The 23,359-nt window shown below is 61.4% G+C and carries 27 protein-coding genes and 1 pseudogene; 8 read left to right on the top strand and 20 right to left on the bottom strand.

Annotation, left to right across the window (positions count from 1 at the left end; all coding sequences use genetic code 11):
• Window positions 1-106: 106 nt before the first annotated feature.
• Window positions 107-601, bottom strand: coding sequence for a DUF736 domain-containing protein (locus TZ53_RS23620; protein ID WP_044663354.1), 495 nt, complete (start codon window positions 599-601; stop codon window positions 107-109).
• A 553-nt stretch (window positions 602-1,154) separates the two neighbouring features.
• On the opposite strand from TZ53_RS23620, the gene mscL reads away from it, so the two are divergent.
• Window positions 1,155-1,583, top strand: coding sequence for a large conductance mechanosensitive channel protein MscL (gene mscL / locus TZ53_RS23615; RefSeq protein ID WP_044663353.1), 429 nt, complete (start codon window positions 1,155-1,157; stop codon window positions 1,581-1,583).
• Between the two features lie 559 nt (window positions 1,584-2,142).
• On the opposite strand, the gene TZ53_RS23610 is transcribed toward mscL, so the two are convergent.
• The 8 genes from TZ53_RS23610 to TZ53_RS27285 all read right to left on the bottom strand — a co-directional run bounded on the left by TZ53_RS23610 (window position 2,143) and on the right by TZ53_RS27285 (window position 6,197).
• Window positions 2,143-2,526, bottom strand: coding sequence for a type II toxin-antitoxin system VapC family toxin (locus TZ53_RS23610; protein ID WP_044663352.1), 384 nt, complete (start codon window positions 2,524-2,526; stop codon window positions 2,143-2,145).
• Window positions 2,523-2,780 carry a type II toxin-antitoxin system Phd/YefM family antitoxin gene (locus TZ53_RS23605; RefSeq protein WP_044663564.1) on the bottom strand — a complete coding sequence of 86 codons (258 nt, stop codon included), beginning with the start codon at window positions 2,778-2,780 and terminating at the stop codon, window positions 2,523-2,525. Before TZ53_RS23605 ends, TZ53_RS23610 begins: the two co-directional genes overlap by 4 nt.
• Before the next feature lie 367 nt (window positions 2,781-3,147).
• Window positions 3,148-3,381, bottom strand: coding sequence for a hypothetical protein (locus TZ53_RS26965; protein WP_157009858.1), 234 nt, complete (start codon window positions 3,379-3,381; stop codon window positions 3,148-3,150).
• A complete protein-coding gene (locus TZ53_RS23600; protein WP_044663351.1) occupies window positions 3,375-3,791 on the bottom strand; it encodes a type II toxin-antitoxin system VapC family toxin in 417 nt (138 codons plus the stop codon). Before TZ53_RS23600 ends, TZ53_RS26965 begins: the two co-directional genes overlap by 7 nt.
• A gap of 35 nt (window positions 3,792-3,826) precedes the next feature.
• Entirely contained in the window at window positions 3,827-4,096 is a 270-nt protein-coding gene (locus TZ53_RS23595) for a type II toxin-antitoxin system Phd/YefM family antitoxin (RefSeq protein WP_044663350.1), read from the bottom strand.
• Window positions 4,097-4,532: 436 nt separating this feature from the next.
• The gene (sodC, locus tag TZ53_RS23590) at window positions 4,533-5,063 is read right to left on the bottom strand and encodes a superoxide dismutase[Cu-Zn] (RefSeq protein ID WP_044663349.1); all 531 of its coding nucleotides are present in this window, start codon (window positions 5,061-5,063) and stop codon (window positions 4,533-4,535) included.
• A 319-nt stretch (window positions 5,064-5,382) separates the two neighbouring features.
• On the bottom strand, window positions 5,383-5,802 hold the full coding sequence (locus TZ53_RS23585) for an antirestriction protein (protein ID WP_044663348.1): 420 nt from the start codon (window positions 5,800-5,802) through the stop codon (window positions 5,383-5,385).
• 95 nt (window positions 5,803-5,897) lie between these two features.
• Window positions 5,898-6,197, bottom strand: coding sequence for a hypothetical protein (locus TZ53_RS27285; protein WP_172668343.1), 300 nt, complete (start codon window positions 6,195-6,197; stop codon window positions 5,898-5,900).
• Between the two features lie 27 nt (window positions 6,198-6,224).
• Between TZ53_RS27285 and TZ53_RS26960 the strand changes: the two genes are divergently transcribed.
• Complete coding sequence (locus TZ53_RS26960; protein ID WP_157009857.1) at window positions 6,225-6,671, top strand: hypothetical protein; 447 nt, start codon at window positions 6,225-6,227, stop codon at window positions 6,669-6,671.
• 15 nt (window positions 6,672-6,686) lie between these two features.
• Here the strand turns inward: TZ53_RS26960 and TZ53_RS23575 are convergent, their stop codons facing one another.
• The 4 genes from TZ53_RS23575 to TZ53_RS23560 form a co-directional block, all read right to left on the bottom strand.
• Window positions 6,687-7,370 (bottom strand): hypothetical protein, encoded by a 684-nt coding sequence (locus TZ53_RS23575; protein ID WP_044663346.1) that lies wholly within the window; start codon window positions 7,368-7,370, stop codon window positions 6,687-6,689.
• Window positions 7,371-7,517: 147 nt separating this feature from the next.
• Window positions 7,518-8,474, bottom strand: coding sequence for a hypothetical protein (locus TZ53_RS23570; RefSeq protein WP_044663345.1), 957 nt, complete (start codon window positions 8,472-8,474; stop codon window positions 7,518-7,520).
• 141 nt (window positions 8,475-8,615) lie between these two features.
• The gene (locus tag TZ53_RS23565) at window positions 8,616-9,260 is read right to left on the bottom strand and encodes a hypothetical protein (RefSeq protein ID WP_044663344.1); all 645 of its coding nucleotides are present in this window, start codon (window positions 9,258-9,260) and stop codon (window positions 8,616-8,618) included.
• A 312-nt stretch (window positions 9,261-9,572) separates the two neighbouring features.
• Window positions 9,573-9,815, bottom strand: coding sequence for a DUF6894 family protein (locus tag TZ53_RS23560; protein WP_044663343.1), 243 nt, complete (start codon window positions 9,813-9,815; stop codon window positions 9,573-9,575).
• A 90-nt stretch (window positions 9,816-9,905) separates the two neighbouring features.
• Here TZ53_RS23560 and TZ53_RS23555 point away from each other — a divergent pair, with 90 nt between their 5' ends.
• The 3 genes from TZ53_RS23555 to TZ53_RS27810 all read left to right on the top strand — a co-directional run bounded on the left by TZ53_RS23555 (window position 9,906) and on the right by TZ53_RS27810 (window position 11,905).
• Window positions 9,906-10,619 carry a Crp/Fnr family transcriptional regulator gene (locus TZ53_RS23555; RefSeq protein ID WP_172668342.1) on the top strand — a complete coding sequence of 238 codons (714 nt, stop codon included), beginning with the start codon at window positions 9,906-9,908 and terminating at the stop codon, window positions 10,617-10,619.
• A gap of 69 nt (window positions 10,620-10,688) precedes the next feature.
• Complete coding sequence (locus tag TZ53_RS23550) at window positions 10,689-11,183, top strand: hypothetical protein (protein ID WP_044663341.1); 495 nt, start codon at window positions 10,689-10,691, stop codon at window positions 11,181-11,183.
• Between the two features lie 596 nt (window positions 11,184-11,779).
• A complete protein-coding gene (locus TZ53_RS27810; protein ID WP_272947357.1) occupies window positions 11,780-11,905 on the top strand; it encodes a hypothetical protein in 126 nt (41 codons plus the stop codon).
• A gap of 198 nt (window positions 11,906-12,103) precedes the next feature.
• On the opposite strand, the gene TZ53_RS23545 is transcribed toward TZ53_RS27810, so the two are convergent.
• The 6 genes and pseudogenes from TZ53_RS23545 to TZ53_RS23520 form a co-directional block, all read right to left on the bottom strand.
• The gene (locus TZ53_RS23545) at window positions 12,104-12,310 is read right to left on the bottom strand and encodes a hypothetical protein (RefSeq protein ID WP_044663563.1); all 207 of its coding nucleotides are present in this window, start codon (window positions 12,308-12,310) and stop codon (window positions 12,104-12,106) included.
• Between the two features lie 32 nt (window positions 12,311-12,342).
• On the bottom strand, window positions 12,343-12,954 hold the full coding sequence (locus tag TZ53_RS23540; RefSeq protein WP_044663340.1) for a DUF6927 domain-containing protein: 612 nt from the start codon (window positions 12,952-12,954) through the stop codon (window positions 12,343-12,345).
• 58 nt (window positions 12,955-13,012) lie between these two features.
• The gene (locus TZ53_RS23535; protein WP_044663339.1) at window positions 13,013-13,954 is read right to left on the bottom strand and encodes an ArdC family protein; all 942 of its coding nucleotides are present in this window, start codon (window positions 13,952-13,954) and stop codon (window positions 13,013-13,015) included.
• Window positions 13,955-14,487: 533 nt separating this feature from the next.
• Window positions 14,488-14,764, bottom strand: a pseudogene (locus TZ53_RS23530) (AbrB/MazE/SpoVT family DNA-binding domain-containing protein).
• A gap of 163 nt (window positions 14,765-14,927) precedes the next feature.
• Complete coding sequence (locus TZ53_RS23525; protein ID WP_044663338.1) at window positions 14,928-17,066, bottom strand: ParB/RepB/Spo0J family partition protein; 2,139 nt, start codon at window positions 17,064-17,066, stop codon at window positions 14,928-14,930.
• A gap of 388 nt (window positions 17,067-17,454) precedes the next feature.
• Window positions 17,455-19,143, bottom strand: a complete 1,689-nt coding sequence (locus TZ53_RS23520) for a strawberry notch C-terminal domain-containing protein (RefSeq protein WP_443216157.1) — start codon at window positions 19,141-19,143, stop codon at window positions 17,455-17,457.
• Window positions 19,144-19,346: 203 nt separating this feature from the next.
• Between TZ53_RS23520 and TZ53_RS23515 the strand changes: the two genes are divergently transcribed.
• Genes TZ53_RS23515 through TZ53_RS23505 form a run of 3 tightly spaced genes read left to right on the top strand, consistent with a single transcriptional unit; the run spans window position 19,347 to window position 22,803 of the window.
• On the top strand, window positions 19,347-20,894 hold the full coding sequence (locus tag TZ53_RS23515) for a tyrosine-type recombinase/integrase (RefSeq protein WP_044663246.1): 1,548 nt from the start codon (window positions 19,347-19,349) through the stop codon (window positions 20,892-20,894).
• Window positions 20,888-21,802: a tyrosine-type recombinase/integrase gene (locus tag TZ53_RS23510; RefSeq protein WP_044663245.1), complete on the top strand. Its 915-nt coding sequence runs from the start codon at window positions 20,888-20,890 to the stop codon at window positions 21,800-21,802. The genes TZ53_RS23515 and TZ53_RS23510 overlap by 7 nt, the downstream gene beginning before the upstream one ends.
• Entirely contained in the window at window positions 21,799-22,803 is a 1,005-nt protein-coding gene (locus tag TZ53_RS23505) for a tyrosine-type recombinase/integrase (protein WP_044663244.1), read from the top strand. Before TZ53_RS23510 ends, TZ53_RS23505 begins: the two co-directional genes overlap by 4 nt.
• Before the next feature lie 137 nt (window positions 22,804-22,940).
• Here the strand turns inward: TZ53_RS23505 and TZ53_RS23500 are convergent, their stop codons facing one another.
• On the bottom strand, window positions 22,941-23,222 hold the full coding sequence (locus TZ53_RS23500; protein WP_443216159.1) for a methylase: 282 nt from the start codon (window positions 23,220-23,222) through the stop codon (window positions 22,941-22,943).
• Window positions 23,223-23,359 lie beyond the last annotated feature (137 nt).

Raw genomic sequence — 23,359 nt, 5'->3', positions numbered from 1 at the left:
ATCCCCCTCCCCCTTGCTTCATCCAGGCCGGCCGCACGGCCGGGAGAAAGCGAAAGCCCCCCGCGCCGGTTGGCGCGAGAGCCTTCGTGGAGTTGGACCGGCGACGTCAGCCGGCGAAAGCGTGTTCCGCCGAGGATTGGCCGAGGCCGGCCTCGGCGCCTTCGCCGCCCGTGCCCGTGCCCGTGCCCGCGCTCATGCCGGCACCGGCAGTCTCGTCGGCACCCGGCAGCGGCGGGAGACCGTCATCGGCCTTGGGCGCCATTTCGGAGGCGAGATCGCGACGGCGCGTCGGGCGCGACCAGACGACGTTGTAGCTGTCGTCGTCCTGACGGAAGGCCGAGATGTAGAGCGGCGCGGCGAAGCTGGGGTCCTCGATCTTGCCGTTGAGAAAGGCTTCACCAGTGCCGTTCGAGAAGAGTTCAAAGAGCGCGCCCACCTGAACCCACGCCCGCGAGGCCGAGAGAGCGAGCACTTCATACTTCGGCGCCTTGGGATTGGCCGAGTGGACCTCGCGCAGCGCGATTGTCATCGCGATCGTCAGCGTCGCGATTTTGCCGACAAAAATGCCGCCGTCATTCTGTTTGATCGTACCAATGTTCATGGAAGGTCTCCGTCAGAAGCTGCTCTCGAACACCGTGTCCGAGGCACCTTCCTCCCTCCCCCCTCCTCTCCTCGGCCGTTCGGCCGAGCAGGCGCTTAAGCGCCAAATCCGAGGTCCGCCATTCGCGGCCTCGGGACGGATTAGTCGCGTTTGGCAAATCGGGAGGATCGGTGTTGGTGTTAGACTTCGGATCTCGTTGAGCCAATTTGGGAAGGATCGATCTCACACGCCTGGCATTGCGGGGAACCGCAGATCGTGTCTCAAGACACCAAGCTTTCATTCCCAATCCGCGATTGCAGCTCGAAACTTCTCCGACAGCCGGTCGCACGTTCAAAGCGAATGAAGGCCAAGATGCTCTGAGATCAGCCGTATCCATCGTCATCGATGAAACCTGCCAGTCGATGCGCCGGCGCGCATGCTAGCTGTGCAAGAGGATGCGGCCCCGCTTGCGGAATGGGCTTCGGGCTTTGTTTCGGGGGCGAAAATAGATGGTTGTGATGACCAAAACAGCACGCCATGCTGCCATTATCCGCAATGACAAAAAGGATCCAGCATGGGACTGATTTCTGAATTCAAGGCGTTCATCAGTCGCGGCAACGTCATCGACCTCGCCGTTGGCGTGATCATCGGTGGCGCATTTGCCACTATCACCAAGTCGCTGACAGATGACCTCATCATGCCGGTGGTTGGCTTCCTCTTCGGCGGCGCGGACTTTTCGCGATATTTTCTCAGGCTTGGAGAGATACCGGCTGGGTTCAAGGGCAATCCCGAAAGCTATGCCGACCTCAAGGAAGCAGGGGTCGCGATGCTTGGCTGGGGCGAATTCCTGACCGTATTTGTAAACTTCCTGATCTTGGCCTTCATCATCTTCCTGCTCGTTAAAGCCGTCAACCGCCTGATGCCCAAGCCCGAAGACATGGCCGCAACGACACCTGAGGATATCCTGCTCCTTCGTGAAATTCGCGACGCGATCAGAAAATAACGAGCGCTCAATATACAAGCATCGGAGGGGGATTCAGCAGAGGCACGCGCGCGACAGACGGGGTCACGCAAAATGATGCCTGCCTGTCGCTCGCGAGCACTTCCGTACTCGAGGCTGCGCTCAGAACAGCGCAATTTTGGCGATCGACACCCCAAAGCCGACTGCAACGACCTCGGCGAGATCAGACGCTTCGTTTGGGCGGCCGCGAACCGACATGACCGGCCGACATCTCAATGTCGGTCGCACGCTGGGTCAGGGCGCGGTGGAGGTTCGCGATACGCGCGCGAGCGGTCAGAGCGGCGCGATAGGTGGCGACTTCGAGGTGATTGAGTGCCGCGAAATGGGGGTGTGTCCGTTCTGCGCGCAGTTCCCGTTGGCAGGCGCGCCGCCCAGGTCGATGATGTCAGACACTGCGTTTAAGACAGCTCACGCAGATTTCCCTCCCCCTTGCTGGCCGCAGGGCCGGGAGAAGGCGAAAGACCCCGCGCTGTTGGACGCGAGACCCTTGAATCTATGGGCTATAGCGCCCCAGCGGCGCTTGGAGCAGAACCGGCGGGAACTAAAGCGCAGGACGAACGTCGGTCGCGGAGAAGTCGTTGCCGACGAAAAGCAATGGGCAATCATTTTCGATTGCGACGTCATAGGAGAAGCAATCGCCATAGTTGAGCGATGCCTGGTGTACGCCCTTGCCCCAACGTCCATAAGCCCTCGCGATCCGGCGGGCCGACGCGCCTGTTACGGCGACGATTTCAAAGCCCAGTCCGGAAAGCAGTGCTTCGACTTCGTCGCCGACATTTCGCCGGGACGCTACGATGAGCGCTTCCGCAACGGTTCCGGCAGAAATCAAAAGGGTGTCGGCATCTTCGATCGCGGTCATGCACTGCTCGGCCTCGGGCTCGCCCAAGACGATCGCCATCAGCGCTGAGGTATCGACGGCGATCATGCCGGCATCCCGTCATCGCCGTAAAGATCGTCCTGGCTCCGCGCGGCAGTAGGGCCAGACAGAACTTTTGCTGCCGCCGCAGACCGGGCTTTTTCCATCAGCGCGCGGCGGCCCTTACGTCCGGGCGCGGCAGCGACCGCAACGAGGCGAACGATCTCATGCCCGCGACGGGTCAGGATGACCTCATCCCCAGCCTCCGCCCGCCGGACAAGCTCGGTGAGCTGACCTTTGGCATCACTGACAGACACGCGCATTTCGATGGTTCCCTTGCCCTTGAATAGATGGTCCATCATATAGTCCAATTCATCATTTAGGTCGAGCGCAGTGTTCGCCATGATCTATTTGCAGATCGAGATCGACACACTTAGCGCCCGCGCGACGAGCGTTCTGTAAAAGCTCGGCGAGAACGTCGCCGAGCGTGTTGTTGAACAGGCGATAGGTTGACAATGAAGTGTCCTGATGAAGTGGCGTGATCCAGATTCCGGTATGATCAGGGAAAACCCGCAAACAGGACGTCCTGAAGAGGCTGGCGTGCAGATGGGCGACGTCGGCGCATCACCACAATCACCCTCCCTCTCCCCTCCAAGCGCCGTCACCGGATGGCGAGACTGGACAGCGCGATCAGGTTTCTGCTTCGGAACCGGTAGTTCGGGGGCTATTCATCGAGATGGGCGGACTAAGTTTGCGCAGTTGCCGAACCAGCTGGGCATTTCGGCTTTCAAGTTGATCGGCGCGCTGCTCAGCGGCCAGCGCACGTTGCAGGAGCCCCGCGTTTTGCGTTGTCACCGCGATCAGCTGGGCTTTCAGGGAAGACAATGTTGGTTCCGCCGATTGATGTGCCATAGCCTTCAGCAAGCGATGACGTTGACATGTCCCTGCGTGGCATAGTCAATGATCTTGCCGTCTCGCGTAACGATTGGGATTTGATGATGTCGCGCCGTCGCGATGATAAATCTGTCGGCGGGATCGCCGTGCAGCGGATCAGGTAGATGCGACGATGCGATGGCAATCTCGGGTAGAAGCGGCGCCTCCTTGATTCCCGGACCGCCCATGAAACGGGCGAACCAACTGTGCGGGTCGGGAAGAAAGGAAACGGCAGGCCGCTTATCGCCGCGGACACGGCTCAACAACCCGACCTCCCACGCCGATGCGGGAGAGACGAAAATGCCGTCTGCGAGCGCGGCATGCGAGATTGCCGCCAGCGCGTCAGGGCCAATCGGATCGCCGTTGGCCAGCCAGATGACCGCACAGGTGTCCAACAGCACTGCCCTTGGTGCTGGCTCGGGCTTTTTCCGCTTCGTCACTGGTGAAGCTTGCCTTCGCTTGCGGTCAGCGGTTCATCGAGAACGGGCGCCAACAGATCGAACCCTTCGGGTACGCCAACGGATCCGCGCATGAAACCGTGCAGTGCCTCGACCGCCTCAGCCACGCTCGGCGGCGGTGTCAGCACCGCAACGGCGTGGCCGCGTTTGGTGATGGTCACCCGATCGACATCGCGACGCGCCAGACGGTCCAGGATCGCCAGGCAGTTGGCCTTGAAGTCGGCCGCGCCATAGGTCTCAGCTCGCATAGATCACCTTTATAGTCACATCTAATGACTGGTCATATAAGATGGCCATTTCGCAAAGTCCATAGTTGTTCGTGCGCGCAGTGAGACCGCGCGGTCATGCCTCGATATGACATTGCTCTTCGCTCCGTCTGGCCAGGTCCAGCGCACCAGAGGCCGCGACCACACCGCGGCTGATGAAGGACGGCCCTAATAGGACAGATCAGCAATGTAGACCTAAGAGGCGCGTCACCTTGGTGATCGCGGCGGGATGGACTTCGCTGCGGACGACGGCGGGAAGCGGCATTGGGGGACCTCCTTGAAGCGGACTTGCTCCCCCGGTCCCCCTCCCTCTTCCCTCTCCAACCGACCCCGCCGCCGATCGGCTGGACCGTATGCCCGGGACGTGTTTCGCCCCGCAGTGTCATTGCACGGCCGCGCGAGGCCGCTGAATCTTGGCCTAGCGGATCACGGCGCAAGCGATGCGGTCGCCCGCGCCGCCGATCGGCTGGGTCGTATAATCGTCAGCGTTGGCATGAATGACGAGGGCCGAGCCGTCGCTGTCCTTGAGCGCGGGCCGACCGTCGCGGTTGTCGACGGAGACCAGGGCGGAATAGACTTCCGCGCTCGCGCTTCCGTCAGCATGGACGAAGAGATTGGGGAGATCGCCCGCGTCATTGGCGCCTTCGACAAGAAAGCCATGTACGATCGGCTTGGTGGAATGGACATGGCCTCCGGCGCTCTTAAAAGCCGCATCACCGCAGTCCGCCTTCTCGTGGAAGTGCATGCCGTGCCATCCGGCCGGGAGACCATGTCCTTCGACCCGCAGGATCACACCTTTCGGCGCGGACGTGACCGTGATCCTTCCCAGCTCCTGACCGGCGCCACTATAGAGCACGCCCGGTTGGCGATCGGCGGCAGCGGGCTGCGCCTGCGCAAGTCCCGGGGTGGCAGCGAGGATGAGAGCGGGCAGGATGCGAGTCATGAACATGGGTTTCTCCTTTTCCAAGGCGGCCTTACCTGCAATTGCGTCTTCCGCGCAAATCGGGTGTCCGTCCATGAGCTGTGTCGTTGACGGGGTACCGTTGAAGCAGCGGGACGGAAGATCGCGTTCGATGGCCGGGAATCTGCTATCCCGGAACACGGATGAGATTTCCGGCAGGGAAAACGGTAAGTGACACCGGCCTTGATGGTGAAGGCCATGCTGTCCTTGCCGGGGATCTCGACGACGACCACGTGGCGCGACTGGAAGAGATTGAGCGGGTTGCCGCGATACACGCACGATCTTCGGGTCATGCGCCACCGTCATATCAGTCGATGGCGCTGAATATCTTCGTCGCCTCGACGCGGTCGCCCGCGAAGGCACGCAGCCTGTGGAAGACCTCTACGATGTGATCGTCCTCGACCTCAAACGAGAGATGCGAGAAGGTGAACAGGGTGGCGACGATGCCGGCGGCGTCTGCGGACAGCATGCCTGTATAGCCATTGCCCTGGCAGCAGATTCGGTAGGTCTCCTGCCCCGCAGGCGCAAGATAGAGCGGGCGGCCGCCAGCTTCGAGGAACTTCCAGTAGCCGCCGCGATAATCAGGAGAGAACAGACTGAGGAAATTGTAGACCATCGTCTCGGCCATGAAGAAATGGCAACGGCCGAAGAGAGCCGGCAGGAAGGCGCTGCGCCGGTGTTCGGGCACGATGGTGACGGCTTCTGGCGCGCTGATGGGGAGTGACATGGCGGGGCTCCTGGCATGAGGGAATGGCCTGCGGGCGAACTCGCACCGGAGGACCTGCGGCCTCACCCCCCCTCTTCTTGTCCGCGCCCGAAGCGCTACATGGATGAAAAAGCCGCGGTCTGGGCCGGTCCGGATATACTATAACGCGGATGCGGATGGCAGCGGCTGGTTCCGCTGGTCGAGTCCATTGGATTGGTGAACGAGAAGAGCGTCTCGGCGAGTTGCGCGGCGGCGCTGTCGCAGGACTTGTGGAGACACAAAAGCAGCGTGCGCGGGTCGTACAGCTCGGGATACACGGCCTTGGGGAATGACGGCCGGTCCGGTCGCACCGCCACGCAGAGCGAGATCCGCCCGCTCGACGCATCCTGGTTCCTGACGCTCGCGCCCGATGCCACGCAGGGCGTGCGAGCCCCGCGCCGCTGGTGACCAAAAGCCTGGGCCTGGTCGATCCCGCAGATGCCGCCAAGCTGGTGGGCTCAGTCTACGAAGCTCGCGCCGCGTCGGTGCTGCAAACGCAAGGGAGCACGAGCCTCGAGTACCGGATCGTGCCTGCGCAGTCGGTCCAACTGGTTAACCTGCTCGCGCTCCGCCAAGCTCGGCAAGGTCGGGTTGACGATCGAAGATCTGTCCGGGGAATGGAAACCAATGGACATAGCGCCGGTGCTCGAACCGGCCCCCGACCTATTACCTCCTGCTCGTCGGCAACGACAACGACGTCATCGCCCGCCATTGCCGCATCGGGCGAGGCATGCGATCGGTCATCGACAATGACAGCCATATCCTCGTCGATTGAGTATGCCAAGGCACTGGAGATCAAGGCGCCGGTCGTTGAGCGCAACGTCGTTCACCTGGGTGCCGCATCGCCGTGAAGGCAACGCGCGGGATCAGGTTCCGGCGGACAGGGGCGCGCTGAACCGGGCTGCATAGCTGTTCAGGCGACTGCGGATCTCGGTGGAAAAGAGATCGATATAGCTGTCGCTGAGGCCCCGCGACGCGCTGGGATGAGGGAAGCAGGCAACTTCGCAACGCTCAAAGCTCTGATATCCGACCTTGAAGCGGATCCCGTCAAACGGTCGCTGAACCGTCCTAAGGGGGCTCACGCATTTGCCAACGATACCCTCGAACTTCTCAAGGGTCTCCGGGGCTTGCAAAGCGTCGATCAGTTTGCTTCCCATAAACAGGATCATGCGCGGTCTGAAATGGGTGACATGACCCATGAAGTTCGCGGCTTGCTCGGGTTGCCACAGGAGCGTGTAATCACCGTTCATCCGGGGGTTCTGGGTATCGCACCAGTTCGTCTGGATTATCGATCTCTCAAACGGTCCAGGATTTTCATGGTCGAGCGGCCAGCCCCACAGGCGGAACCATTTTCTGATCCTTTTGTCATAGGGCCAATCCAGCGCCTCAGGACCATAGCGCAACTCCTTATTGACGAAGGTGCATGAGATCGTGTCGTTGACGGAGCTTCCGGCGTTGGCGGCTCCATCGCCGCCCCATTCGTAGCCGCAGATCATCAACCCGCCTTGCTGCTCGGGCCATTCGGAATGGGCAATATTAAGCCTTTTCATGTATCCGTTCATCCGTGGGACTATCGCGCGCACGGAAAATCCTGACACAGACGACCATAGAAGATAAGGAAAATGTTGCGTAGCGCTCAGCCTTGAGCATATTGCGCACGATCGGCGCAGGCCCGGTCCCCGGGAGGTGCAATGGCTTCATCTCGTGAGGCGACCGCCATTGAAAGTCTCCAGCCAGTCGGACATGGCAGGCCGCTCGGCCAGGGGCACGAGGGCGGCGATGTCCTGAAAGCGAACGAGATCGGCAGGCGCATCGCGGATGATCGCGTCGATCTCGGTCTCGGGCAGCAGCGCCTCCGCACGGATGAAGTCGGTCATTCGGCCTGGGCGGGTCTTGGTCGAACGGCGCCAAAGACCCTCGACGGTGCGAAGGCGCGGCGCGGCACGGGCCTCGACGAGAACGATGAGCCGCAAGCACCAGGCGGGCAGCGTGCGGACTTCGTCAGGCTTCATGGCGCCACAGATGAAGCAACTTGACTTGGGCGGCACGGGAAGTCCGGCCGCCTCGATACGCGCGGTGCAAAGGGCGCGGTCCCAGCCCCATTCGCGCAGAGGGTAACGGGTATCGAAGAGGTTGTTGGTGATCGAGGCGGCATGGGTGTAGCGGCGCGTGTCCTGCGGTGAGGCGTCGAACCCGATCAGACGGACGACCTTCTGACCGCGCGACCAGGCGGCCTTGGCGGGAGTCCAGGATTTCAGGAACTTCTCCTGAGGCGCCGCCTTCCATTTCAGACTGCAGGATTTGCCGCCAAGCGAAATACTCGGCAAGGTCGCGTTGGTGAGGACATTGGCGAGGATGTCGTAATAAGGCGGCCAATGCTTGAAGCGTCGGGGCACATAGCGGACCACCTCATAGGGAATGCCGCGCGCCGCCATCCAGGCGGCTATCATGACCTGGTAGTCGTAAGTTTCGGGCTTCTCGGCACCCGTGTCGGCGCTGAGCACGAGGTCGGGCGGAGTGCCGCGGCTTTCAAGTTCGACAAGCAGGGCAGTGCTGTCTACGCCCATGCCATATGCAAGGACGACCGGTGCCGGCGGGTGAATCTGGATGGTATCGGGAATCCGCAGGAGCGAAGGAAAAGCGGTCGCGTTCATGGGAAGACTCCGATCTCGCGCAGCCAATCTGCGCACCGAGCGCCGCCCATGCAAACGACGCGCACGACCGGGCTCCAGGATGAAAGATTGAGGTCGTGATGCGGCTGCTGCGCGCAGCGAACTTCGCGGCGTGGGCGTGCATCACGCGACCAGGCGCGGCGCGTCGGGGGCGGATGCGGAAAGCCTCAATTCCTGACGAATGCGCATTGCGAACTGCTCAGGTTCAAGGAGGTCCCGGACCGACGCCCAATAGTTGCGCTGACCAATATGGTCGTGCCGGTCCTGCACTTTGCGAAAGCAGACCTCGCGGCCAGGTCCGAACGGACCAAGCGACAGCTGGACCCAGATGCTCTCCCCGTGGAGCGTGACATCGCCCGAGACGGCGGGACCGGCCTTGTTTGAGCGAATGTCGAAACTGCCATCCTCGAGGGCAAGAGCTGCTGCAAGACGGCGCATGGCCGTCCGGCCCTGGGCATGGAAGAGGCGCTTGGCCGGTGCATCATAGGCGACCCCACGGAGCGCCAGGATCTTGAGCATCGGCCTGCCGCGAAGTTCTTCGACCTGCGCGATACAGGCGCGGCGAAGATCCGCGTCGTCGGTCCGCTGCGCGCCGATCTGCGACAGGTGGCGCACAAGCAGAATGACGGCGGGGTCGGTTTCGACAGGAAGCCCGGCATTGCGGCAATCGGTGATGGCGGCCTGGATCGCGTGGAGCGAGGTCTCAATTGTGACCAGTGCGCTCGGGTCTAAGGCCTGGCTGTAGCGGAAGGTGACATCGTAGCTCATGGGTCCTCCGGAAATTTGAGCGGTTCATTCGCTCGCGCACTCCTTCCCCCTCCCCTTTTTCCCGGGTACAGCCTGAATGGCGCCATCACCTGCTGAAGACTTCCTAGCCACCGTTCCGATGCCGTCGGCGACATGCCGAGGCGCAAACACGAAGAATCGACAGGTGGCGAGCGCCCTCTCCGAGCCAGTTTGTGGCGGGTGGTTCGACCAGGTGGGCGCCAATCACGGCAAGTCCGTGAAGCTTATGCCGCGCGTCGGCGTCCGCCACGTCCATGGGCGCCCCCAAAACAGCCGTCCCTTGCGACTGACTGATTAATCCTCGGGATGCGAAACGGCCTCGTCGAACGACAGGATGAAGATCGTTTGACCGTGCTCGTCTGCGATCTGAATCGAACCGCCAAGATCCAGTACACCACGGCTGATCTCTTCGCAGATCAACGAGCGCGCGCCGGCGATCGCATAATCGCGCGCGGCCGCGAAATCTGGCAACAACACCCCTTCTGGATCAAGGGAAATGCCCGAACGATCACGCACGTGGAAATAATAGCGCGCCATCGTGAGGTATATACTGCATATGGAATATTGGCTGAGTAACTCAGGCTGGATTATCCGTTGAAAAGTCCGCTCATTCTCAAACTGGGGTCCGTGGAGCATCTCACGGAGCAGGAAGAGGAGCGTGCCAACTCCCTTTGCCGGTCGACCATGACGACGCCGAAGGCGCACGACATTATCTCGGAAGGGACCGATCCGCAGCATGTTCACCTCATTATCGACGGGTGGGCAGCCCGTTATTCGATCACCGCCAACGGCGGTCGTCGAATAACCGCATTCCTCATCCCGGGTGATTTCTGTGACATACATGTAACGACACTGGCCGCCATGGACCATAGTATCGTTGCTATCACCGATTGCATGGTGGGCTATGTCGACAAGACAGCGATCGATTCTATCACCCGATCCACGCCACTGCTCACCCGAGCTTTTTGGCGTGCTACCTTGGTTGATGAGGCGATCCTGCGCCGCTGGCTGGTCAACAGCGGGCGAAAGGATGCTTATGCAAGCACGGCGCACCTGTTATGTGAGCTCCACCTGCGACTGAGGATCGTGGGTCGCGCGGAGGAGGATCGCTTCGATCTGCCGCTCACGCAGCAGGACCTGGCGGATGCCGTCGGCCTGACGAGCGTGCACGTCAATCGCGTGATGAAGCGCCTCAGGGAAGATGGGTTGATCGAAAGGGAGCAAAACACCATGCGCATATTGGACTTGGCCCGCCTGTGCGAGGTTGCCGAGTTCAATCCGAATTACCTGAATCTACACCATCTCGGCAAAGGCTGCGGACCCGCAATTTCGGGAAACTGAGAGGCTCGCGATCAAGCTTGTTGACGCAGTGCATGTTCATGATATGTTCTTTACACGGAGAAATCAGCCATGTCTCATGCCCAGAGCCTTTTCCTCGCACAATTCGATCTCGACATTACCCTGCGCGATGCAGCCCTCGACGAGCAGAACACACCGTCGCGCCGAATGATCGCGAATGCAGCAATCGGCATCCATGTGGAGGACGCCTATTATTCGGTACGCGAACTGCGTGAGGCGGTGAGCTGGATTCATGAAGGTGAGCATGGCGGCAAGCGGAAGCTTGTCGGCATCCTCAGCAATTCGACGGGCGATGATTTCCAGCGCTGCATTTATTTCTGTCTTGCGGGCCGCGGCGTGGTCGAGATGCTCGACGACCTCATGTGGCTGGAAGATGTGCTGGAAGGACGGGGCCGTGTGGCCGGCCAGATGCGCCAGCGTCGGGTGTGCATTCGCCCCTTGCGCACGCCATATGTCGGAGACGAACCCGATGGGCCAATGGTTTCGATGGACGAAGATTTCCCGCTGGGGAGATCCTGGTGGATCGATCCTGCGTTCGAGGGCTGAACCGGCTTGGGTCAAGGCTGCTGCGTTGCAGCAGCGAACGGGACGAGCCACGTTTTCCGTTTATTGAGCGAATGCCCGTAGCCGTACCGACATATTTTTCTGTGGCAGACCCTGCGCCAAAATAACACCACGGGGTCTCGCTTCGAATTCAGTCAGTGCCAGCAAGGCATCTGCGCAGGCAGGCGGAGACGGACTTTCGGCAGCCGCTGGCTTGAAGCCTCCTCAAGAAAAACAATCCCTGTCGCATGATGTTTTATGCATCAAATCTCACTCTTAACAACCATGAAGTGAGTTTTGTATGATGCTGAGCAAGCCCGCTCGAACCGGGTGACAGCCTGCGGGAGTTTCATGTGCCGGATCTTATGGTGTCACCGTTCGACAATTGTCCGCCTGACGCGAGAAAAAATTCGGAACGGTGCAGCCATGAGCAAGCGCTCGAGCCTGACGACCAAGAGCCTGCACCGCGGAGCCCTCACGGACATATTGTGGGATGGCTGGTGCTGACGGTCCGACGGGCTTGCGCGCCATACGCCCCGGCAGCGGAATCAGGTCCGCACATGCGTTAGCAATCACAGATACTTGCAGAGGAACCAAGCATGGCCATAGTCGCGATCGTCGTCATTTCGATATTATTGCTGATCCTGTTCTTCGGGGTCACCATCGCGGGCGGCCGTGCCCACGACCGGCAGAATGCCCGCCGTAAAAGCGATGACCGAGAGTGACCCGGGAGAAGCACCATGTATCCGCGGCGTGAAGCGCTGCCTTTCGAAGCGATGATGGAGAAGGCACCGATCCACGCGATCGAGATCGCCCCTTTCCCAAAATGCCATGCGTAGTTGGCCGTGTGCGAGAAGCAAGCCTTGACGCTGTGCCATTCCTATTGCTGATGAATTCGGTAGGAACGCCGGTGATCAACCATGTCATGCGACCATCTCCAGAATGATGCGATCCAAAGCCTGCGGATCGGTCGATACACGATAGGGCTGCAATGGATCGCCAGTGCTCAACACACTTACCTTGCACAGGGACTGGTCGAAAATCTGCTCTGCCACACGCAGGGCATTGTCCCGGCTGCAAAGCATCTGGCGCTTGGGTGACAGGCTCCCCGTATCGACGGCGCGTATCATGTCATGATCCATTTCATAGGGGGGCGTGACAGTCAGGCGAACACCGTCTTGTGCACTCGTGTGACCGGGGTGATCGACCAGGCACGCTCCATGAGGCGGCTGATCCGGTAGAAGCAGCCATTGCCGGGATCGCGCAACACGACTCTGCGGCCGCGTTTGCAGACGATAAACTCCTGTGCAACATGTCCGTCGGTAAAGGTCATCGGCTCGGCGAGACGAATGCGATCGCCATCGGCGAGCTTGCGCACCCGGCGATCGAGATTCGCGCGGCAACGCGCGCGCCAGTCGAGCGCATAGGCATTCTCGGTCGGACTGAGGAGGTCGAGGATCGAGGATGGGCAGTCGCTTTCGTACGGCCCCATATTTTCGCTGAGGTCCTTATAGCCGAATTGGTGGCCGTCACTGGAACGCGGGTTCCAGCGCACCAGACAGACAACTGCAAAGACTTTCCCGGGCACGCCATCGACCAGCTCCTGGGCAGCGGCATAATAGGTGCGATTGCGGGGACAGGACGACGCAAGCACGCGCAGGCCACGCCTGATCCCGTCTTCCTGGGTACGCTCGTAGGTGAGCTGGGCATCGAGATAGGCCTTGGCCGACTTGTGGCCGCCCATCGAGCTGAACGGCATGAAGAGCCATCCCATGGTGGGGATCCTTCCTTCTGGTTCGAGGGGTGAAAAGGGGCGTAGCCGCCGCAGCCGGTCAGGCGGCCAGTGCGACGGCACGTTCCGGCTCTGAGCGATCGGCAACGCCATCTTTGGCGGCGAAGCTCTTGAGGTAGGCGAACGCCTGCTCCGCCTTTGCTGCGGCGTGGATGATGGCGGTCTTGTCGCCGCGCAGGATCGTCAGCCAATGACCGACATAGCTTGCATGGCTATCGTGCAGGAAGTTTGGCAATCCAAGATCGGCGCAGCACAGTCCTGCCCCGATCTCGGCAACGAGCTCTTCGAATGCATAGGCACGGTCGCCGAACCGCTTGCCGAAGGTTCGCGCGAGGCGGCTCGCATGGCCCGACCAGTGAACAGTCTCATGGCAACGGGTCGAGGCATAGAGGTCCATGCTGCGGAACGCGCTACGGCTGGGCATTTGGATATAGTCGAAGGTGGGCGTGAAATAGGCCTGGTTGCCGCCGTGGCGTACCTCTGCCGGGATTGCGGCGAAGAAAGCATCGATCGCGTGCTGTCGTAACGAAGGGAGGATCGGCACATCCGGTTCAGTAGGCGCATAGAAATAGGCGGGTAATCCATCCACCTGGTCGGCATTGAAGACGATGTAATGGCGCAGAAAGCGGATGTTGCGCTCGACCGATCGCCCGGTTTCCGGGTGCTGCTCCTGCTTCTTGAAGGAGGAATAATAGACCGAGACGACCCCAGTTTCGCCGCGCCGGACGCTGCCGCCAAGCGCCTCGGCCTGGCGATACGTCATCCAGTAACGCGAGCGATAGCCTTCGGCATCGCCTAGCGCCCACAGGTAAAGCGTATTAACGCCGCTGTACGGAGTGCCGCAATGACGAAGCGGTCGACCGCCCGCGCCGTTGCAGCGCCAGGGACGCGACCAGGGCGGGACGCCTTCTTCAAGCTTGCGAATGATAAGATCGGTGATTTCGGCGGCGACATCGCGGGTGGAGCGCTTGAGCTGATTCATGGAGGTTCTCGACGCTGATGGAGCCGGGCCCATCCCGCTCCCCTTCGTCGTGATCGCTCCCCCTCACCCTTTTCCGGATCGTTCTCATTGGGTCGCGGGGGCGAGCGCGCGTCGAGCACCACTATTCGGTTCGAGCCACTCAGCATTGTATCGGCGGCGGCGATTGGTGTCCTTGCGGGCACGGTCGATCAGTTGGCGCCGCCATCGCCAGCAGAAGCGCTCATATCGTCGATCGAATGGCGTTTTCCGTTCCCCCTGGTCTTCCATATGCCGCTGATCTCGTCTCAGGATCCTCCAGACCGATCGACCGTGAGGTCCGCCCGGCCATCGGACATCAGCCTGAGACGAAGCTTACCGCCGTATGCGGCACCAAGATGTCGGAGGACGTCGGCCGATAAGGGAAGCTCACTCGTCACCCCATTCGTTAGAGTGATCATGCAATGTCATCCACCCAATGCCACCCTTTGCCGGCGACATCCGCCAGGGATTAAACGGTGCTCGCGGCCTCCGGACATTCGTGTCGAGCGTCGCCTTCATTTGCGCTCGATCCCGGTAGCACCACCATCGGAGCCGACATCGGCTATTGCGTCGTTCAACGCGTCGATCGAAAGGCGGGCGCCATTGCCCTTCCCCTTGAGCATGCCGGCGATATCTTTCCAGGTCCCCCGAGGCTGGTCTGCCTTGAGCACGGCCCTGCCGTCGGGAAGGAGATCGAGCTGGATCTTGCCACCCGGCTGAATACCGAGGTGCTTCAGGACATCCTTCCGGAACGTGACTTGTCCCCTCGCTGTGACGGGTCAATGTGGTCATGAGCATTCTCCGGGCTTTCTATAGAAAAATGCGAAGCTGCATTACTTTCAACTGTGCCGGCAACCGGCGAGTCAGGCCCCGCGATAGAGCGCGAAGGGATGCATGAAATTGGCCGCCGACGCGGGGGAGCGCCAGCGGCCGGTCATCCAGGAGAGGTCAGGCGTCAGGCCGCGAGCGCCGGCTTCTCCTCATCGCCCTGCGCGACCAAGTCGGCGCCGGGCTGAACCGCTACGCCGTCGCCGGCAACCGTACCGTCGGTGTCCACCACGTCCGGCTCGTCGGCGGCTGCGTCGGCGGTCGCGCCGATGTCCTCGTCGCCCTCACCATCGGCCACGACCAGATCCTGCGCGTCGGCCTTGTCGAGAAACTTCATCGCATTGGGCACCCAGGCGAGCGCGGCATCGCGCACCTCGGGTTCGACTATCGCTTCGCCTGCAAACAGCCTGGCGCAGGATTCGGAGATCTCCGACTTCTTCATCGTCGCGTGCCGGGCGGTAAGCGCAGCGCCGCCAACGTCGGCAAGCAGGGTCAGGATCGAACCCTTGCTGACACGATCGAAGAAGTTCGCAGAGGTGGGGCGCCACCAGCTTGCGACATCGACCTCCATGATCGTCGCGAGACGGTTGTGGAGCGGGCACTGTTCGGCACGGTAGCTGGGCTTGGCCTCGAGCGACATCGCAACGATATAGGCGAGCCAGGCCGCCTTGCCATCGTCATCGAGCGCACGAAACGCCTCGAACCGTTCGACCTCCGACTTGTGCTCGGTCCAGTTCGCATCGAGCCCGTCATGGGCTTCGGCGAGATAGCTGCGCGCCCGGGTCGCCGGCTGTTCGCCCGACACCGGGTCGGTCGCGGAACGCGCGCGAATGGTCGACCCATAAGCGCTGAACGAACTCATGCGATCATCTATCATCACGAAGAGCGCATAGTCGAGCGCGAGCGCGGGATGGCTGAGCAACGCGGCCGCCAGAACGTCGCGGCGCTGCATGGCGAGTTCGTCATAGAGGCGAGCGCTGAGCGGCTTGCCGCCCGGCGCGATGGTTTCGGGAGCCGGCGGCGGAGGCGTGTGATCGCGGCCCATGCCGCCCGGACGGTTGCCGACCGCGTCCCCCTCATCCCCTTCCGCGGCGTCCTCCGCGACATTGAAGCGAAGAGGTTCCTCGCTGTAATATTCGGTGTCGAGCACCATCTCGCCCTGTGGCGTAAGCTTGAGGAAGACACCGACCTGAGGCTTGAGCTCGTCAGGCAGCACCGGGGCGACATGGTAGATCGCATGCTCCTCGTCGGAGAGTGCGTCATATTCCTGATCGAGCGCCTTATAGGCATCTTCGCTCAGGGACTCGTCGTCCATCTCTTCCGAGATCGCCTGTTGCCGCGCTGAGATTTCCTCGAGCCGCACCTGCTGTTCGTCGGTGAGGTCAGGTGCGGGCAGCATGACGCGATGGAGGCCGGCCGCGGCGCTGTGCGTGTAGTTGGACGCGATCGGGCGAATCCAGGCAAGGCCGAGTTCTTCACCGAGACGCCCGGCCTCGGCTTCCATGACGTCGGCGGCGAGTCGCTGGGCGATGTCGGGATTGACCCATTTGTCCCCGCTCTCACTGAACAGGTCACGGTCGACCTTGCCCCCGGCCTCGACATAGCGGTCCTCACCGATCAGGATTGCGACCGGGTCCGTCGACTTCATGGTCTCGTTGGCAATGACCCGCCTGATCGTGTCGGCATTGGAATAGGTGGTGCCATAACTGGTCCAGACCAGAAGCTGCTTCTCCTGATTCTCGGTCGAGGCATAGGCTTTGGCGACATCGAGCGTGATCGCGCCTTCGCTCAGCGCCTCGAAGATCGGCTCGGCCAAGGTGGCGAGGCGCAGGCGGCCCTCAACGAAACGGCGCGTGAGACCGAACCGCTTGGCGACGCCGTCAATGTCGTTGTTGAGGCCGATGAAATATTGGAATGCGCGGCATTCTTCCGCCGGCGTCATCTTGAGCTGGTGGAAATTGGCCGCGGTCGAGGTTTCGGACAAGGTCGCCTCGTCGCCGACCAGCACCTTGACGGGAACGTCATAGGTTTCGGGATCGATGACGCCGCGGTCCGCCAGCATCAGCAGGCCCCGCAGCCGGCGGCCGCCATCAAACACCTCGAACGTGCCACGAGGCTTCTTGACCGGTGTGACGAGCAGGTTCTGCAGGACGCCCCGCGCCTCGAGATCGGCGGCCATCTGCGGAATCTCAAGCAAATCGTCAGGCCGCTTGCGGACGTTGATCGACGAAAGCGTGAGCTTGGAAAGCTTTACGGATGTGGTCATGGGAAAGCTCCATCAAACGTCCGGATCAGCCCGGACACCAGCTCCGCTCCCCCTTCCCTTTCCCGCCCTGGACCGTTGGGGGCCGTCAGTCAGGCGTATGACGATAGAGGCGTCAGCGCCTCCAGCGAACAAACGACTGGACAATCCCGAAGAGACGCTCGTGCTGCGCCCACATGGCAAGCTGCTGCCCTGACCGCACGACGGGAACGGGGTTGGTGATACACGTCTCATTCATACAAGGCTTCTGGGATCTGATCTGTTAGAAAGGGGAGCGACCCGACGGTCTAGCGAGTCGAAAGCCTTGTCCCGGCCGTTAAACTTGAGAGCCTGCCCGGCTCGACCGGGCAGGACTTTCTTATGCTGCTCTGAGCAGCGTTGGCGCGACGACCTAGGCGAGCAGCAGGCCGAGGACCGCCTCGGCCGATCCCATGGGGACAAACACCCTTGTTCGATACTGGATCACTTCGGTGAAGCAGCCGATCGATTTGAGCCAGGTCAGCCCGTCATGGGGGGCGCCGGCAAGCTCAATCCGAGGCGAACCGTTGACGAGTGAACGCCTGATTGTGAGCGCAAAAGGCCGCGATATGTCGATGGTTCGGCCTGCCTTCACCGCCTTGGCGACAGCCTCCACTGGCAAGGCACCGGCACAGTCGATTCCCAGCTTGGTATAGAGTTGGGGCACATGGTCGTCGAACACAAGGCGACCGAGCCAGGACCGTCCTTCGGCATCGACGATACGGTTGACGGCGAGGTGATCGCTGGGTAGCGCCGACCAGATCGGCAGCAACAGCCCCGTTGCCAGACGGACGGTTTCGCTGTCGACAATCTGGCGCGCGGCCTCAACCTCGGTCGACCAGATGGCGCTGAAAGCTTGCCGGTCCACCTCTTCCCAGGAAGATTCGAACAGGTCATGCTCACGCATGTAGTCGCTTCGCGTTGGCCGCATCATTTCGACACGGGGAATGGGGGTTCCTTCCTTCTCCTCCATGAGCGCCCGTGCCCGCGTGCGCAGCGCCACCTTCCCGGACTTGTGATTGATCATGAAGGCGGCGCTTCCATCACCGTCGGCGATCCGCAGGATCCGATCGAGCGACACCGGATTGCGGCGCCGGGCGATCTCGATGGTGAGGAGATGCGAGGTTGCGCCCGTGAGCGGATCGGTGCGCAGCACGATATCCTCAATGAGCGTCGCCTTGTCGACCATGATCGTCTCGACGCCGACATCGAGACGGCCAGCCTCGCGTGCAGCCGAAACACGTGTCTCGATCAGGGCGAGGAACTCGTCGAAAATAGTGTTCTGAAGCGCAATCGGCAGCGCGAGAACGCGATTGAGCCAACGCTGGATAGGCGGCATCTCATCCTTGAGAACGCCGTCCTTGTCCACCAGCTCCAGGCCGGTCCGATGCTGGAAGTCGTCGAGCGTGACACTGGTGAGCTTGCCCATTGCAAGAAGGTCGAACCAGGAAAGCAGCGCAGCGCGCGCATATTCGCTTTCGAGATTGTCCGCGGGATCGAAGAGCCCCTGCCCGCCTGTCTGCCTCTGGCCGCGTGTCAGCGCGCCAAGACTGTCGAGCCGCCGGGCGATGGTGCTCGTGAAACGCAACTCCCCCTTGCAGTCTGTTGTCACCGGCCGGAACAGCGGGGTCGTGGCCTGGTGCGTCCTGTGCGTACGGCCAAGACCCTGGATAGCGCGATCCGCGCGCCAGCCCGGCTCGAGCAGCAGATGCACGCGCTGCTCCTGATTGGCAGCGTCCAGAGAGGCATGATAGCTGCGGCCCGTGCCGCCGGCGTCCGAGAAGACGAGAATGCGCTTGTTCCCGGCCATGAAGGCGGCCGCGTCGGCCCGACTGGTGCGGGCAGACCGGCTTTCGAGCTTCTGGCGCCCATCGCTCGCACTGATCAGTCGCTTGGTGCGGCCCGTAACCTCGGCAACATTGTCATGTCCAAAATGCTCGAGCAACGCGTCGAGCGCGGACATGATCGGCGGCATCGCGCAGAGCTTCTCGATCAGCGCGTCACGCGCGGCCTGCGCCTCGGGATTGTAGACGGGATGGCCATTGTCATCCACCATCGGCATCGAGCGCGGTGTTCCGGTATCGTCTGTAAACACGCGCATCTGACGGATGGGAAAGGCACGCTCCAGATAGTCGATGATATATTCTTTGCAGTCCGCGATTATGTCGAGTCCGGCAGCCGGAGGCTCGGATTTGCGTCGGTTCGTCATGATTTCACTCCAGATAATTACGGGTTCTTCGACCTCAACACGTCGAAGGAACCACCATGCCAACAAGATCATTTGCGTCGTTTCGGCCCGCGCCGCGCAGGATTGAAGATCCGCCCAGTCCCGACGCCCTATTCACCGCATTCCTCTCCTCTCTGTCGGTTGACGAAGGGGCGGCTTGTGCGGTCCTGTACAGCGCAGCGGTCCGCCACTTTCTCAGTTGGCTGGGACTACGTGGGATTGCGCTCGAGACGCTCGACGACCACGTCGCGCACCGGTTTGAGAAGCATCGATGCCGGTGCCCGGGATATTCAGCGCAAGAGCCGGCCTACAAGGCCGATCTTGCGGCGCGTGTCAGGCGCTTTATCCGGTTTCTCGAAGATCAGGGCTACATCGTGGTCGCCGATGGGATCGATGATCTCGGTGGGCATCTGGCAGCCTACTCGCACCAGATCGATGCTCTCCAGCTCGTTGAGGCGCTATCGGGAGCATATCGATCAGAGGCCGAGCACTTCGCCATCTGGCTTCGCGTGTCGCGACGACCTTGGACCGAAGTCGATGAGGGGGTGATCGAGCAATACGCGGGTCACGACTGTCGCTGCCCGGCGTTTCGCAAACGCGGCAAGTTGGCCTCTTCAGGTATGAAGAGGCGTCGTCGTTTCATTCGGCACTTCGTCGCGTTTCTTCGTGATCGCGGTGCTATCGCGCCAGTCGGAGCGAAGCTGGAAGTACATCCGGATGTCGCGGCCTATCTCGGTTGGCTCAAGCAGCATCGCGGCGCAACCGACGCGACTATCCGTCGGTATCGGCCGGAGGTCGACCGGTTGATAGCCATGCTTGGCGCACCCGTGCTGTGGGATGCCGCCGGTCTACGAAGCGCATTCGCGCGAAGAAGCAAGGAGACGCCGGGATCGGTATCGCTGCTCGTTACGATCATGCGGAGCTTTCTTCGCTTTCTCATTGGTCAAGGCCAATGCCGTCCCGCACTGCTGCACGCGATACCCTCTGTGCAGCGATACCGCCTTTCAACATTGCCGCGCTATGTTGACCCGGCAACGATCGAGAGGATCATTTCGGCCTGTCCGACTGACCGGCCAGTGCAGATCCGGGATAAGGCCATCATTCTCTTGCTTGCCAGGCTCGGCCTGCGGGCAAGTGATATTCGGGATATGCGCCTCGACGACATCGATTGGCGTTCCGGCCATTTGATAGTCAAGGGCAAGTCACGACGGTCGGAGCGGTTGCCACTGCCCCAGGATGTCGGCGACGCGATCTTGGCCTACCTGTCGACGGCTCGTCCAAAGGCGATCGACAGACACCTGTTCCTGCGCGCGCATGCCCCGTTTCGGTCGTTGAGCTCGTCGGCTGAGATTGCCGGCATCGTTGCACGCACATTGGAGCGAAGCGGGATCGAAGGTCTGCCGACCGGATCACACATATTCCGGCATTCGCTTGCCACCAACATGCTGCGCGCGGGCGCAGGCCTGGAGTCCGTCGGGACCATCCTGCGTCACAGCTCGCCCGAGACCACTGCCATCTACGCCAAGGTCGATTTGCCGATGCTCATGAAGATCGCACAGCCCTGGCCAGGAGATCTGTCATGCTGAACACGCATATTTCCAGATACGTCGCGCTGCATCGCAGCCTGGGCCGGAAATTCCGCGAACAGGACCGGATGCTCAGACTCTACGCAGCATACGCCGAAGGATTCGGTGACCGACGGACCAAGGTCCGACGGATATACGACTGGTGCCACACATCGAGCTCGCAGAACGTGGCCCAAAGGCGGTTCGACACGGTTCGCAACTTCAGCCTATTCGCCCACGCCGAAGATTCAGGACACCAGGTCCCACCTGCGGGCGTTTTCGGTCGGGGCAAGCGTCCGCGCCCCACGCCGACCATCATCGAACCGGAACAGGTTCGGGCGATCATGGCAGCAGCACTGGACCTGCCGCCCATGGGCATGATCAGCCCTCATACCTACCATTGCCTGTTTGGACTGCTGGCTGCGACGGGCCTCAGGATTTCCGAAGCCTTGGCGCTACAATGCGACGATCTGGGCGGAGACGGCCTGATCATTCGCAACGGCAAGTTCGGCAAGCAGCGCCTGATAGCGTTGCAGCCATCGACCCGTCAGGCGCTCGAAGCCTATCTCGCTACCCGGGCAAGGCTCGGCGCTACTGGCAGCGACCTGTTCGTGACGATCCGGGGAAGAGCACCCCACAAGGTGCGTGCTCATATCGTGTTCGTCAGACTGGCGCGACAGCTCGGCTATCGTGGACCAACCGGTACGACCGGAATGCGGCTACACGATTTGCGGCACACTTTCGCCGTGCGCTCGCTGGAGTCGTGTTCGCCGGACAGGGAGGCCGTTGCGCATCACATGGCCGGACTCAGCGCCTATCTGGGGCACGCCTCGATCGCCAACACCTATTGGTATCTCGAAGCCACCCCGGTGCTGCTGCGCGACATCGCTGCCGCGAGCGAACACCTCTTTCTGGGAGAAGTGGCATGACGGCGCTCGCTCCCCATCTCACGGCATACCTCCGCGAACATCTGCCGCGGGAACGCGCCGTCAGCCCGCACACGGTGAAGACCTATGCCAACTGCTTCGTATTGCTAGTCCGGTTTGCTGCCGATCGGCTGAAGCGCCGACCGACCGATCTGGAGGTCGAGGATCTCGGCATCGATCTAATCCTAGCATTTCTCGACCATATCGAAGCCCAGCGCGGCAGCTCCGTGCGCACCCGCAATGGCAGGTTGGCGGCGATCAGGTCCTTCTTCCGGTACATCGAGTATCGAGTTCCGGTTTGTCTTGACCAGGCGCTTCGGGTTCGATCGATCCCAAGCAAGAAGACTGACAAGGCGCTCATCGACTATCTCGACCGGGCAGAGATCAAGGCATTGCTGGATGCCCCCGATCCCAGGACACGCCTTGGCACCCGTGATCGCGCAATGCTGCATCTGGCCTATGCTGGCGGGCTCCGAGTGTCGGAACTCGTAACGCTGCAGCTGCGCGATTTTCCCAACCGCTCCCTGTCCACCGTGCACATCATGGGCAAGAGTCGGCGTGAACGGGTCCTACCGCTCTGGAAGGAGACCCAGTTCGCGTTGCGCGCATGGCTTGCGATCCGCCCCGACGCCGAGGTCGCCGAGATATTCCTCAATGCCAACGGGCAGCCGATGACCCGCGACGGGTTTGCGTTCCGTTTGGCCGAGCACGTCAAGACCGCGGCAGAGAAGCAGCCGTCGATCCTTGGCAAGCGCGTCACGCCGCACGTGTTGCGCCATTCCTGTGCGATGCACACGCTCGCAGCGACCGGGGACATCCGCAAGGTCGCGTTATGGCTCGGCCACGCCAGCATCCAGAGCACCGAGGCCTATTTACGCGCCGATCCCGACGAGAAGTTGCAAATCCTCGCGGCTCACGGCGCCCCCGCCATCAAACCCGGGCACTTCAAGCCCCCATCCGATGCCCTGATCACCATGCTTACCGACGTTCGGAGGCGGGCCTAGCCCGTCCCCGGACATTCCCCCAACGCTCATATTATCTGGAGTGAAATCATGACGAACCGACGCAAATCCGAGCCTCCGGCTGCCGGACTCGACATAATCGCGGACTGCAAAGAATTCCTGTAATCTGGATCTCAACATTACACGTACTCGCGGGGAGAAAGATCGATTTCCAGATTTGCCCGCTCATGGGGGGACAGGTCGCCCAGCCGACGATCGAGGATCGATTCCGCTGTCGTCACCAGTTGCAGGACAACCGACTGGCCAGCCTTGAGATGGGAGTCGACAGCGCCGATCACGGTCGGCAGCTTCATGCTGAGAAGCAATTGTCCAAAAAAGCGCTGCTTGGTTGATTCAAAGCGCGAGCGGGCCGCGGCCTTGGCCCCGCTGTTGAGGGTTGTGTGTTCAAGCCCGTCGACCACGGCGGTGAGTTCGAGGGCATCCTCCATGTTCCGGTGGATCAGGCTTTATCGCGAGGTGGCGATAATGCGAAGGAACGCGGCGTAGGCGCGCAATTTCCGTAAGGCGTGGCGATGTTGCTGCGCATTATTTTGGCTGC

The sequence above is a fragment of the Sphingobium sp. YBL2 genome, from assembly GCF_000943805.1.
GTDB classification, from domain to species: domain Bacteria; phylum Pseudomonadota; class Alphaproteobacteria; order Sphingomonadales; family Sphingomonadaceae; genus Sphingobium; species Sphingobium fuliginis.
This window is presented reverse-complemented; position numbering and strand designations above follow the sequence as displayed.

Bases quoted from the DNA above. Each gene is read 5' to 3' on its own strand.
- TZ53_RS23520 (WP_443216157.1), bottom strand. From the start codon at position 19,143: ATGCCGATGGTGGATGACAATGGCCATCCCGTCTACAATCCCGAGGCG.
- TZ53_RS23540 (WP_044663340.1), bottom strand. From the start codon at position 12,954: ATGGGATGGCTCTTCATGCCGTTCAGCTCGATGGGCGGCCACAAGTCG.
- mscL (WP_044663353.1), top strand. From the start codon at position 1,155: ATGGGACTGATTTCTGAATTCAAGGCGTTCATCAGTCGCGGCAACGTC.
- TZ53_RS23525 (WP_044663338.1), bottom strand. From the start codon at position 17,066: ATGACCACATCCGTAAAGCTTTCCAAGCTCACGCTTTCGTCGATCAAC.
- TZ53_RS23620 (WP_044663354.1), bottom strand. From the start codon at position 601: ATGAACATTGGTACGATCAAACAGAATGACGGCGGCATTTTTGTCGGC.
- TZ53_RS23565 (WP_044663344.1), bottom strand. From the start codon at position 9,260: ATGAGCTACGATGTCACCTTCCGCTACAGCCAGGCCTTAGACCCGAGC.
- TZ53_RS23610 (WP_044663352.1), bottom strand. From the start codon at position 2,526: ATGATCGCCGTCGATACCTCAGCGCTGATGGCGATCGTCTTGGGCGAG.
- TZ53_RS23605 (WP_044663564.1), bottom strand. From the start codon at position 2,780: ATGCGCGTGTCTGTCAGTGATGCCAAAGGTCAGCTCACCGAGCTTGTC.
- TZ53_RS23545 (WP_044663563.1), bottom strand. From the start codon at position 12,310: ATGATACGCGCCGTCGATACGGGGAGCCTGTCACCCAAGCGCCAGATG.
- TZ53_RS27810 (WP_272947357.1), top strand. From the start codon at position 11,780: ATGGCCATAGTCGCGATCGTCGTCATTTCGATATTATTGCTGATCCTG.
- TZ53_RS23560 (WP_044663343.1), bottom strand. From the start codon at position 9,815: ATGGCGCGCTATTATTTCCACGTGCGTGATCGTTCGGGCATTTCCCTT.
- TZ53_RS23595 (WP_044663350.1), bottom strand. From the start codon at position 4,096: ATGCGAGCTGAGACCTATGGCGCGGCCGACTTCAAGGCCAACTGCCTG.
- TZ53_RS23575 (WP_044663346.1), bottom strand. From the start codon at position 7,370: ATGAAAAGGCTTAATATTGCCCATTCCGAATGGCCCGAGCAGCAAGGC.
- TZ53_RS23570 (WP_044663345.1), bottom strand. From the start codon at position 8,474: ATGAACGCGACCGCTTTTCCTTCGCTCCTGCGGATTCCCGATACCATC.
- TZ53_RS23505 (WP_044663244.1), top strand. From the start codon at position 21,799: ATGACGGCGCTCGCTCCCCATCTCACGGCATACCTCCGCGAACATCTG.
- TZ53_RS23585 (WP_044663348.1), bottom strand. From the start codon at position 5,802: ATGTCACTCCCCATCAGCGCGCCAGAAGCCGTCACCATCGTGCCCGAA.
- TZ53_RS23510 (WP_044663245.1), top strand. From the start codon at position 20,888: ATGCTGAACACGCATATTTCCAGATACGTCGCGCTGCATCGCAGCCTG.
- TZ53_RS23515 (WP_044663246.1), top strand. From the start codon at position 19,347: ATGCCAACAAGATCATTTGCGTCGTTTCGGCCCGCGCCGCGCAGGATT.
- sodC (WP_044663349.1), bottom strand. From the start codon at position 5,063: ATGTTCATGACTCGCATCCTGCCCGCTCTCATCCTCGCTGCCACCCCG.
- TZ53_RS23535 (WP_044663339.1), bottom strand. From the start codon at position 13,954: ATGAATCAGCTCAAGCGCTCCACCCGCGATGTCGCCGCCGAAATCACC.
- TZ53_RS23550 (WP_044663341.1), top strand. From the start codon at position 10,689: ATGTCTCATGCCCAGAGCCTTTTCCTCGCACAATTCGATCTCGACATT.